The 10,705-nt window shown below is 56.4% G+C and carries 10 protein-coding genes and 1 tRNA gene; all 11 read left to right on the forward strand.

Annotation, left to right across the window (positions count from 1 at the left end; translation table 11 throughout):
- A partial coding sequence (locus VM163_01315) for a DUF2232 domain-containing protein (GenBank protein HUT02516.1) occupies positions 1-1,011 on the forward strand: 1,011 nt, incomplete at its 5' end.
- A gap of 22 nt (positions 1,012-1,033) precedes the next feature.
- Entirely contained in the window at positions 1,034-1,516 is a 483-nt protein-coding gene (gene rplI, locus VM163_01320; GenBank protein ID HUT02517.1) for a 50S ribosomal protein L9, read from the forward strand.
- A gap of 36 nt (positions 1,517-1,552) precedes the next feature.
- The gene (locus tag VM163_01325; protein HUT02518.1) at positions 1,553-2,983 is read left to right on the forward strand and encodes an ATP-binding protein; all 1,431 of its coding nucleotides are present in this window, start codon (positions 1,553-1,555) and stop codon (positions 2,981-2,983) included.
- Entirely contained in the window at positions 2,980-4,353 is a 1,374-nt protein-coding gene (locus tag VM163_01330; GenBank protein HUT02519.1) for a sigma-54 dependent transcriptional regulator, read from the forward strand. Before VM163_01325 ends, VM163_01330 begins: the two co-directional genes overlap by 4 nt.
- Positions 4,350-5,069, forward strand: coding sequence for a hypothetical protein (locus tag VM163_01335; GenBank protein HUT02520.1), 720 nt, complete (start codon positions 4,350-4,352; stop codon positions 5,067-5,069). Before VM163_01330 ends, VM163_01335 begins: the two co-directional genes overlap by 4 nt.
- Positions 5,059-5,814, forward strand: a complete 756-nt coding sequence (locus VM163_01340) for a glycosyltransferase family protein (protein HUT02521.1) — start codon at positions 5,059-5,061, stop codon at positions 5,812-5,814. Before VM163_01335 ends, VM163_01340 begins: the two co-directional genes overlap by 11 nt.
- 12 nt (positions 5,815-5,826) lie before the next feature.
- On the forward strand, positions 5,827-6,567 hold the full coding sequence (locus VM163_01345) for a glycosyltransferase family 2 protein (protein ID HUT02522.1): 741 nt from the start codon (positions 5,827-5,829) through the stop codon (positions 6,565-6,567).
- Positions 6,568-6,650: 83 nt separating this feature from the next.
- Positions 6,651-7,772, forward strand: coding sequence for a tRNA 2-thiouridine(34) synthase MnmA (gene mnmA, locus VM163_01350; protein HUT02523.1), 1,122 nt, complete (start codon positions 6,651-6,653; stop codon positions 7,770-7,772).
- A 58-nt stretch (positions 7,773-7,830) separates the two neighbouring features.
- Positions 7,831-7,921, forward strand: a tRNA-Ser gene (locus VM163_01355).
- A gap of 595 nt (positions 7,922-8,516) precedes the next feature.
- Complete coding sequence (locus tag VM163_01360) at positions 8,517-10,127, forward strand: right-handed parallel beta-helix repeat-containing protein (GenBank protein HUT02524.1); 1,611 nt, start codon at positions 8,517-8,519, stop codon at positions 10,125-10,127.
- A 359-nt stretch (positions 10,128-10,486) separates the two neighbouring features.
- On the forward strand, positions 10,487-10,705 hold a 219-nt coding region (locus tag VM163_01365; GenBank protein HUT02525.1), incomplete at its 3' end, for a hypothetical protein.

A 10,705-nucleotide genomic window follows, 5' to 3' on the forward strand; every position in this document is an offset into this window, starting at 1 on the left:
GAGCCTTCCGGAACGCAGGACGCCTGCAAGCGCCGTGCATTCGACGCCGCATCTTTTGGGCGCATAGCATACGGGGCGGTCGGAGCCACGTTGCTTCTATGCGCCGTGCACTTTGGGTTACCTCAGCTCAGGATTCTGACCAAGGTACTACTGCCTCTTCCGGTCGCCCTGAGCTACATCTTGTTTGGCCCAACGGTCGTCCTTGCGGTCACGGGCGGAGTATGTCTGGCCCTCTGGGGTTTTGTGTCTCTCGAAGAGGCGCTTGCCTTCGCCGCGGGAGGCGCTCTGCTCGGCCTGATTCTCGGCAAGCATACAGCAAGAGGTCATTCGCCATTCCGCACGATCGCAACCGGCGCCCTCGCTGTCTCAGCCGTGACCTTGATGGCCTTGCAGATGCTTGCGCCCGGCTCAGTCGTGCCGGGAGACAAGGCCGCGTTCAACCGCATCTTTGCTGAGGACTTGCCTGCAAAGAGCCCCAATGTCCTTGAGCAGATGAAGTCATCAATCGGCGAGGAGGCCGCAAGCAAAGCTGTCCGCTGGACGATGCTGCTGCTTCCGTCGCTTGTCGTGATTGGGGAGCTGCTTTACACGATAATCGGGTTTGTGGTGTTCAGGACGCTGGTCAAGAGGATTTTCGGCGTAGCGACGTATCAGGCGACCTCTGGAAGGCAGTTTAGGCTTTGGCACGCGCCGGACAAACTGGTTTTTGGGCTGATTGGGGTGGGCGCTTTTCTGCTCTTGACAAAGGGCTCTCTCTCCCGAATAGCTCTGAACTGCCTGATCGTGCTGGGCTGCGTGTATGTGATACAGGGGGTTGCGGTTGCGCTGTTTTTCGCCGGTCGTTTCATTTCTTCCAGAGCTATTCAGTGGGTAGTGCTTTTGATAATCTTGTTTGCGACAAGACATTTGTTTCTCCTTTTGGCGGCCGCGGTTGGCTTCCTGGATGTTTTTATAGATTTTAGGAAAATACGAGCAAGAAACACGAAAGAGGAACAACAAAGCGCACAGTGAGCGCATTTGAGAGGTATTCAATATGGCAAGCGTTGAGGTTTATCTGAAATACGATATCGACAAACTTGGACGAGCTGGCGAGAGGGTTACTGTCAAGAACGGCTACGCCCGTAACTTCCTGATCCCACGTAACCTTGCTGTGCCCGTCACCAAAAAAAGCATCAGCCGTCTCGATAATACTGTGCAACAGGTCGAGGCGCGCAAGCGGATAGAGCTAAAGGCCGCCCAGAGTGTCGCAGAGATGATCGCAGAGCTCGAATGCAGTTTTGTTCGGCAATCAGGCGATGAGGATAGGATATTCGGTTCTGTTACGGCGCGGGACATCGCCACCGCGATCAAGGAGAAGGGGCTGGACATCGATTCCAGGAAGATACAGCTCGAAAGGCCCATCAGGTCTCTGGGGATTCACCAAGTCCCGATCAGGGTGCACCAGGATGTGGTCGTCGAGCTGAAGGTATGGGTTAAGAAAGAAGAGGTTGAGGAGAGTTCCGGGCCCTCACAATAAAGTCACTTAGGCGAAAAAGATGGAAGCGAGACGGCTATGCCGCAAATATCTACCCCGCCTGAGGCAGCACTCGCTTACCAGGTCCTTGGGCTTGCGTTTGCGCTGTTCGTCTGGGTCATGGCGTTCAGTGAGTGGCAGCGCACGCGCAACAGAGACTATTATGTAATTGGTCTGGCGTTCACCATACTGGTCATACGCCAGCTCTTCCCCTACATATTCTTTGTAATAGACTATTTAAGTGCGCAGCCCATCTCACGGTCATTCACAATCCTCGTTACTTACGCATGGGAGAACCTCTCGTTCGCAATAATGACCGGCGTCGTGATCATTAGAATGGCGCGCAGCCACCTGCGCTTTGAGAAGCTGCTAATCACTTACTTTGGCTTCGTTTTCTTGCTTGTGCTGGAGATTGTCCTGTTTGACAGGCTCCTGCCCCACAGAGACCTAATGGTCTGGACGCCGTTCATCTTCACGATGCTGAACATCGTCATACTCTCGTTCGCGATCGCCTCGTGTTATGCGCTCAGGCGGTCCATCAATCATTTTTTCAGGAAGGCTTTCTGGTTGTTTTACGTTCATCAGGTTGTCGTATTCTTCTTCTACTTCAACAAGTCGAGCTCCGTCTTCGAGTATCTCGCTGAGATGTTCCCAATTCTTGGTGCACTATTCGTGGTCCTTGCTGTATATACTTCAATACGAAACGAAATAGAGAGCAAATCTCAGCGCCTCAAGCAGTTGGATGCGACGAAGTCGAGGTTCATGGCGGTAGTTTCGCACGAGCTGAGGACGCCGCTCTCGTCGATGAAGATGTCCTATGACATGCTGTTGTCGGGTAAGCTTGGGGAGCTGACGTCGCGGCAGCATGATGCGCTTGCAGTGATTAAGAACAACGCGGATAGGCTAATAAGGATGATCGAGGAGCTCTTGGACGTCTCGAGAGTAGAGCGTGGGACGTTCAGCCTGAATCTCAAGAAGGCCAACTTGACTGAGTTTGTTCGCAAGGTCGTCAAGGAGTTCGAGAAAGGCTTGCTTAAGCGCTCTAGAGAGCTCGTGGCCGAGTTCCCGAAAGAGCCTATTCATATCCATTTCGACTCGGACAAGCTGTCTCAGGTAATAATCAATCTGCTTCATAACGGCGATCGATACAACCGTCCGGAGGGACTTCTCAAGTTCACGATCAAGGACAACCCGAAGCTTATCGTGTTTGACGTGGAGGACCAGGGCCCCGGCATACCGGCCGACAAGGTGGACGAGGTCTTCGACAGCTTCGTTCGCGCAGGCCGCGGCGCAGCTGGCAAGGGCGGCCTTGGCCTCGGCCTGCATATCGCAAAGCAGATTGTCGAGGCGCACGGGGGTTCCATTATGATCATCAAGACGTGTGAAGAGGGGACCAAGATCAGGTTCACTCTCAGCAAGGAGCTGGATTCAGGCGAAGCCGGCCGCTTGGGCGAGGAGAGTAGCAAATGACGGACTGTCTCGGGAAGATACTGGTTGTCGATGATGACGAGTCGATGCGGACCATGCTCAGTTTACTTCTTAAGGCCGAGGGCCACGAGGTTGTTGGCGCCTCGAGCGAGCGTGATGCGATTAGGCACATTCGCAAGGAGAGCTTCGACCTCGTTATCACTGACCTGAGGATGGAGAGCCATGTTTCAGGCATCGAGGTCCTAAAGAAGGTGAAGCACTTCTCTCCCCAAACGGAGGTCATAGTCGCTACGGCGTTCGGCTCAATAAAGTCCGCCATCGAGGCGACCAAACTCGGGGCCTGGGACTACATCACGACGCCTTGTGAGAACGACGAGATCCTGTTCAAGGTGAGAAAGTCGCTTGAGAGCCAGGCGGTGTCCCGGACGATCGAGTCGCTTCAGCACTTGCAGCGCGAGCAGATGGACCGGTTCAGTTACGATTCGGTAATTGGGGCGTCCAAGTCAATGAGGCGGGTCTTGGACCTGGTGCGCAAGGTCGCTCCGACCGAGGCTCGGGTCTTGCTCTTGGGCGAGAGCGGGACGGGCAAGGAGCTGTTGTCGCGGGTGATACACTACAACGGGCCGCGCTCGGGCAGCCCGTTCATTGCGCTCAACTGCGCCGCGATCCCCGAAACGCTTCTCGAATCTGAGCTCTTCGGGATCGAAAAGGGCACCGCCACCGGCGTTTCTGCCAAGCAAGGGAAGTTCGTGCAGGCCAACCAGGGCACGATCTTTCTCGACGAGATCGGGGACATGTCCCCCTCCACGCAGGCCAAGGTCCTTCGCGCTTTGCAGGAGCAGGAGTTCATGCCGCTCGGCTCGAAGCACTCTGTCAAGGTCGATGTGCGCGTTATCTCCGCGACCAATCAGGACCTGAAGCAGGCCATCAAGGAGGGCCGGTTCAGGGAGGACCTCCTGTTCAGGTTGAACGTGTTCACCATCGAGATACCACCGCTTAGGAAGCGCCGTGAGGATATTATCCCCTTGTCGGAGCACATTCTGGATAGGGGCTCGCTTGCCAAGCGAAAGAGGATAAGCGGATTTACGGAGAACGCCCAAAGGGCATTGCTGGAGTATCCGTGGCCGGGGAACGTGAGGGAGCTTGAGAACGTCATAGAGCGCGCAGCCATAGTCTGCGTTGAGGACAGCATTGATGAGGGCGACCTGGCCCTGGAGGTACAGAGCATGAACAGGCCCGACTCGAGGGGGCAGCGCCCCGTAACACTCAGGAATGTGGAACGGCAGCATATTCTCAGTGTGTTGAGGATGATGGACTTCAACAAAGCGAAGGCTGCCAGGATGCTTGGCATTAGCCGCTCGACGCTGTGGGCTAAGATGAAAGAGTTCAATCTCGACGGAGACCTGGGGTGAGCGAGCAACAGAGCAAGGCGCAGCCCGCCATTGTCGGTCAGGTTGAGAGGTTCTTGACCTATGTCCACTCAAACTCGGTGCGCACATCTCGGGAGAGCGGGCTGATCGCAAGCGAGAGCTTGCAGGAGACCGTGAGGCTGTTCGATCCAACAGCGGGCCGTTATGGCTATTTACCCGATGAGCGGTATTATCCGGAGGTCTTCTTCGTCGATACGCTCTGCCGATTCTCCGGAATGATGACCCTTCCGGATGGCGAGCTTGGCGTCTCCCAATATGGCTACTTATACCTTTCAAGGCAGCCTGACAGGCGGCTTGTGATGCTCGCATCGGCGTTTGTGAACGATTATCCGTGGGCCGTGCTGTTTCCAAGAGGCGCTCTGGCCGCCAGGATCGCCAAGCAGCGGGCAGATGCCCTCCAATTCGTTCTTAGCCTGAAGGCCGGCTCGCAGACTCAAATAGATAAATTCGCTGCCGAGCTCGGCGGCCACCTCGGGATAACCCTTGACGATAAGAATCCGCCTTATCCGAGCCTCATCCTCGAGTGGGTCCTGCGACACATCTTGATAACCCCGCTTGTGCGCCTCGGCGCGATGAGGCTTTTCAGCCAAGATGGGGCCGCTGTCAATGACATCAAGTCGGCGTCCTTGCTTGAGCTCACCGAGGCCGGCAAGGCGCTCTTGACGTTGAGGGAGGTCAGGTATGCCGGTGCGAGATAAGAGATCGGACACTGGCTCGCTCTGCGCGGTCGTCCAGGCTCGGATGGGTTCTGAGCGGTTGCCGGGCAAGACACTCTTTATGCTTGCGGGTAGGCCCGTCCTTGCCCACGTGATCGACAGGCTAAAAGCCTGCAATCTTGACTGCGTGGCTGTTGCGACGTCCGTCAGGCCAGCAGATGACGCCATAGTCAGCCTCTGCAATGAGCTCTCGGTCCAATGCGTGCGAGGCAGCGAGGACGACGTCCTGGAACGTTTCGTTGAGGCCGCCTCGGCCATCGGCGCTGAGACTATCGTCAGAGTGACCGGCGACAATCCGCTTATCGACCCCGACATCGTTGATTCCCTTGCCGATGCCATGCGCCAAGACCCCAAACTGGAATACTGCTTTGCGTCGAATGCGCCTCTGGGCGCATCTTGTGAGGCGGTGAGGCTAGATGTTCTGAGACGAGTGCAGGCGCTCTGCGATGGGGCTGAGTATCGCGAGCACGTAACTTTATTCATTCGTGAGAGGCCGGACCTGTTCTCTGTTATGGAGATAAGGTCGAGTCTGGGGATGCCCGAGCTGCGGCTAACGCTCGACACCGAGGAGGACTTCGAGATGCTCTCTGCGGTATTCGCCGAGCTGTATCATCCTGGTGAGCTCCTGGCCGTGCGGGATGTGATACGCTATTTGAAGGACCACGAAGGTATCATGCGCCTGAATCGGGACGTCAGACAACGGCGCCCGGGCAATCCAATCGTTTGAAGGATAGCTTAGTTGGAACGAGACATATCGTTTGTCATTCGGGTCTGTGATGCTGAGACCGGACTTTCTGACCTCGTGCGAGGGGTTGACGAGTCGGCCCGCAGTTCCTGCGACCAATTCGAGATTCTTATCGTGGACGACGCTAGCTCGGAGCAGACTGCGAGCGAGGCGCACTTGCTTGAGCGGGAGCTTGCGAGCGTGAGGGTGATCACTCATCCCTTCACGATCGGGTTCGGTTCTGGGATCAAGAGCGGCCTTGCCCACTCTCGTTGCCCCTGGTTGATGAACGTTCCAGCGGACGGTAGCTTCCGGCCGGGCGACATATCTAAGTTCGTCTCACAGATGGACGAACACGACCTTGTGATCGGGTATCGGCCCCTCAGATCGCGACCGCTCTGCCACAGGGCCGGGATATTCACGGTCCGGGTTATATTGCGGCTGTTATTCGGCGTGTCGGCGCGCGAGACTAATTCCCCCAAACTGCTCAGAAAAGATGTGTTGAGAGTCGCAATAATCGAGAGCCGCGGGTTCGCGATCGGCTCGGAGATCATAATCAAGTCCGTGCTCAGGGGAGCAAGGATATGCCACGTTCTATTGTCAGAGTCTTCTGTCCCGGAACGCAAGATCGACGGCCGACACGTGATCAACGGCCTCGTGGGTCTGCTGGAGCTGCTGGCTTTCTTTGTGATGAGAATCTTCAAGCTGGCCGATTTCGATCCGACCGGCGAGGACAAGAAGAGGGTGCTGAGATAACAACCATCCCCCGGTGAAAGGGGCCGGTCATTGAGGGACCTTGAGGCTGCGCAAGGTCTGATGAGCGCAGCGGACGACTCCAAATGAGCCAAACAGGGAGCGTGAACAAGCAGGTCTTGGTGGCCTTAAGCGGCGGCATGGACAGCACCTATGCGGCCTGGACGTTGAAGAGTCAAGGCTACGAAGTTCTTGGCGTGCATTTTCGGCTTGATCCCTTCGCGTCGGTTGCGGCCGAATCAGAAGATGCGCTCGACATTGACCAGGCGCCTCGCACCGAGGGAGAGCAAAGGCTCGTCAAGTCCGCCGAGAAGACGGGCGTTCAAGTGCTGTTTGTGGAGCTCGGCCGAAAGTTCCGGCATCTTGTGCTGGAGCCATTCCTTGAGGAATACAAGCGGGGTCGGACACCCAATCCGTGTGTCGTCTGCAACGCCAAGATAAAGTTCGCTAGCCTTTTGGACTTAGCAGACCGGCTTGGCGCGGCCTTTTACGCCACAGGGCATTACGCGAGGGTCATAAAACATCCGGAAAGCGGGACGCAAGTCGTGTGTCAGGCGCTCGACCCTAAGAAGGACCAATCATATTTCTTGTGCAGAGTCCCGTCATCGCACCTTGAGCGCTGCTTGATGCCCCTGGGCGAGATGACGAAGGGGCAGGTGAGAGCCGCTGTGCTCAAGCTGGGCATCTTGGGACCTGCTGTTAGGCCGAGTCAGGACCTGTGTTTCGCCAAGGATGGATACAAGGCGCTCTTCAAGAGGCTGGCGTATAGTTCCAAGCCAGGCCCGATTGTCGATGTCGAGCTGGGGCTGGTAGGGCGCCACGAGGGCATTATGAACTTCACGATCGGCCAGCGGAGGGGGCTGTCGATCGCTTTGGGCAAGCCCAAATACGTCCTGAGCATCCAGCCAGCCACAAACACGGTGCTCATAGGAGACAAGAAGCACGTTTACGCGCGCCAATTCAGGGCCAGCGACGTCGTCTGGGCGGACGGGCTGGCGCCAAAAGGGCCGGCGTTCTTCGATACGAAGATCAGATACAGGCACAAGGCCCAAGAGGCGCAGATAACACCGATTGACGGGAACGACACGACGGTCAGCGTCCGTTTCGATCAGGCGCAGCCGTCGATAACGCCGGGCCAGGCCGTAACCTTCTACGACGGCGATTGCGTTGTGGGCGCTGGCTGGATAGAGCAGGTGGCCCGAACTTGACAATATGAGGCCAGTTTTGCACAGTTGCCGGTGCTCAATGAGACAGGATTCATTCGTAGGAGAGGTGTCCGAGAGGCCGAAGGAGCTCGCCTGCTAAGCGAGTAAGCGTTAAAGGCGCTTCCAGGGTTCGAATCCCTGCCTCTCCGCCAACGGAGAGCCTCCGCTCCCACAGCTTCTTCTACCAGCGAAGGCAAGCTGTCGGCTCGCACGTTCCGAGCTCGCCTCAAACTGCCAACCGCAGCCAGCAGCGTCTTTCTCATCATCTCTCTCGCTCCTATGTCGTCAATACCAGGACGTTCTCTCATTGGGCCGTCTCGACGCCAAGCAATGCCAATATAGCAACTCTTTTGAGTACTGCAAATTGCGGTTTCTGGCACGGGGCTCACATCATCCTGCCTGTTGGAAGGCCGGCCAATATGCCCTGCGGAAAAACTTTAGCTGTTTTTTTGCGGATTTTTGGTCTTGATCGCCGGTTTTTGCGCCGGAAGAGCACATTGCGCGGCTCTACAAGCCGTACTTGACACCTGCCGAGAAATTGGTAATACTTTAAGCGGAAGCGGAAGCGAACGCATCTCTTCGGAGGTACCCCGATCAAGACGCAACTGTTCCCACCTCCAAGTGAATCATCGGAAGTTCAGCAGGAAATGTTTAACGAACACAAATGACAGGGAGGCAGGATGCATCGAGCTGACAGACAATTTCTCTTAAAGGATTTAACAACCATCTCATTCTGGGAGGACAGACATGCAGCTCCATCGAGGGACTGAATTGGCGCTCGCTACAATCATCGCGGTCTTCGCGATCATGGTTGCCGGCGCCTATGCGACAGATTATTTCGTTGCCAAGACGGGAGACAACAGCGACGGGCTCAGCTGGGGGACGGCGTGGAACACCATCCAGCAGGGCGTTGACCCGTGTTCGGGCAGCTCAGCTGATGTAGTGAAAGTGGGCAAGGGAACCTATGTGGAAAACATCGTGCTGAAAAGCTACGTCACGCTTGAGGGTGGATGGGACCCAACCACCGACACACGCGACCATGACGCGTACGTCACGGCCATTGACGGAGGCGGTGTCGGCTCCGTTGTGACAATTTATACCGACAAACTCTATGTCACAATTGATGGCTTCACGATCACCAACGGCAGCGCGGCCTCCGGCGGCGGGATATGCATTCACACCTACAGCTCGGCGACCATCACCAACAACACGATTACTGGGAACGAAGCGTCTGCCGACGGCGGCGGGATATCCTGCTATAACTACTGTTCGGCGATCATCCGGGATAACATGATCACGGACAACTCCTGCCCGGGCGGCTACGGCGGCGGGATATCCTGTCACACGTACAGTTCGCCGACGCTCCAGGATAACGTGATTATGGGAAACTCCGCGGGCTACGGCGGCGGGATATCCTGCTATAACTACTGTTCGCCGACCATCATCAACTGCTTGATCACTCACAACACGGCAAGCAGCAATGGCGGCGGGATATACTGCCACACCTACGCCAGTTCGCCGACGCTGACCAACTGCACGATTTCCGACAACGAGTCGGCCGGTACCGGCGGGGGGTTTTACGTTTACGACGAGTACTGCAAGCCGACGCTTGTCAACTGCATCGTTTGGGGCAATAGCCCTGACGAGATTGCCGGCGCCACAGCGTACGTCACGGTGACTTACTCCGACGTCGCGGGCGGCTGGACTGGGACCGGGAACATCGATCAGTATCCGCAGTTCCGCTGGCGAGGCGGCTACACCGAAGGGGACGGGTATTTTCTGGACCAGAAAGGCACCGACAAGAGCCCCTGCATAGACACCGGTAACACGAGCGAGAATCCATACGGCGGCACTTCCAACTCCAAATACACGACTGATGTCGGCGGGCACCTCGATATGACAGGCACGGGCTGGGATGACGAGGTCGATATGGGCTACCATTACCCCCTAGGAACCTACACCTACATCGAGCTGGTGTCCTTCGCCGCAAGGCCGGTTGGCTCTCGCATCGTGCTCGACTGGGAGACCGGAGCCGAGATCGACAACGCCGGGTTCGTTGTTTATAGGGCGATTGCGGGGACGTCTGATTATCAGCAGTTGAGCGGGCTGATCCCAGCTCAGGGGACGCCGAGTTCCGGCGCCTCATATAGCTTTACCGACAGCGACGTTGAGCCGGGCGTCAGTTACAACTACTGGCTGGTTGACATCGACACGAGCGGCAAATGGACCGCACACGGGCCGGCCTCCGCGAGGCTGCCGCTCAGCATCAAGCCAATTCAACTGCCAACTGCCAACTGCCAACTGCCAACTGCCAACTGCCAACCGTTCGATAGGAGAGACGATAATGAAGACGAATAAGGTTTACGAGGCTCCAGGAGTTCTGACGCTTGACAGCGAGGCGCTGCTGACAGCGCTGGGCCCGAGCTTGTCGTGCACGGGCTTCGGCGGCTCCGTCAGGTGCTGACGTCCTGAATTGATTTCAACCGCGTGGAAGCGCGGCTTTGTGAAGGGGCGGAATCCGCCGCCCCTTTTCCTTTTTCCCTTGCTCCATTTAATTCAAGCGGATGGTGCCTTGACATAGATTCTCGCTTGACATTTTGATCAAGATGAGTTGTGGCGAGATGAGTTATGGTATGATAAAGAGGGCTTGAAACTTTGCAGCACATAGTTGCCGTTTCGTAAGGATTTAACAACCATTTCATTCTGGGAGGAGATACATGCAGCTTCATCGAGGCATTGAATTGGCGCTCGTTGCGATCATCACCGTCTTCGCGATCATGGTGGCCGGCGCCTATGCGACAGATTATTCCGTTGCCAAGACGGGAGACAACAGCGATGGGCTCACCTGGGGCACGGCGTGGAACACAATCCAGCAGGGCGTTGACTCGTGTTCGGGCAGCTCAGCTGATGTAGTGAAAGTGGCTCAGGGAACCTAT

The organism is bacterium, assembly GCA_035527515.1.
In the GTDB taxonomy this organism is placed as follows: Bacteria; B130-G9; B130-G9; order B130-G9; family B130-G9; genus B130-G9.

Excerpts from the sequence above, each read along its gene's own strand:
- rplI (HUT02517.1), top strand. The coding sequence starts at position 1,034 with ATGGCAAGCGTTGAGGTTTATCTGAAATACGATATCGACAAACTTGGA.
- VM163_01325 (HUT02518.1), top strand. The coding sequence starts at position 1,553 with ATGCCGCAAATATCTACCCCGCCTGAGGCAGCACTCGCTTACCAGGTC.
- VM163_01330 (HUT02519.1), top strand. The coding sequence starts at position 2,980 with ATGACGGACTGTCTCGGGAAGATACTGGTTGTCGATGATGACGAGTCG.
- mnmA (HUT02523.1), top strand. The coding sequence starts at position 6,651 with ATGAGCCAAACAGGGAGCGTGAACAAGCAGGTCTTGGTGGCCTTAAGC.
- VM163_01360 (HUT02524.1), top strand. The coding sequence starts at position 8,517 with ATGCAGCTCCATCGAGGGACTGAATTGGCGCTCGCTACAATCATCGCG.